Genomic DNA, 548 nt, shown 5'->3' with positions numbered 1-548 from the left:
ATCCTGAAATACTCCAGATATTAAGGCTATTATTTTTCGCTAATTCCTCTGCTTCTTTATATAAATCCGTATATTCATAATCATTATAAAGATAAGCAACTTTAGCTAATCCTTCTGCTATAAGTAAATACTGTATACTCTTACCACCGACAAAAGCATGGACTAGTAATCTTCCATATTTATCGGTTTCACCAGCCTTAGGATCACTCTTAATTTGTATCTCTTTCCCTTCCACAAGCTGTGAAAGAAATGCTTGTGCGTCTTGTCCGTAAGGTTCATTTTTCCCTTTTGTAATCTCTGGAGTGTTAATGGATAAAAGGCGGGCTTTCGATCCATCTTGAAATACAACGGTATCACCATCAATAACCCGTTCAACGGTCATCGTTCGCATCTCTTCTATTGTAGATTCTTGTGTTTCTTCTGTGCCATTTATCAGATTTTCAAGGAATGAGCCACTCTCACTTGCTGAATCCTTTGCAACTTCATATGTTTTCCTATCTGTATAATCCATTAGATCACTAGAAGAACAGCCACTTAGCAAAACAATC

At 36.7% G+C, this 548-nt stretch carries 1 protein-coding gene; it reads right to left on the bottom strand.

Annotated elements, in window-relative coordinates; translation table 11 throughout:
* Positions 1–548, bottom strand: a 548-nt coding sequence (locus ACF1AK_RS36465) for a thermonuclease family protein (RefSeq protein WP_391503096.1), incomplete at both ends; no start/stop codon positions are given.

It is taken from the genome of Kitasatospora sp. NPDC015120, assembly GCF_043080305.1.
Lineage (GTDB): Bacteria > Actinomycetota > Actinomycetes > Streptomycetales > Streptomycetaceae > Kitasatospora.
This window is presented reverse-complemented; position numbering and strand designations above follow the sequence as displayed.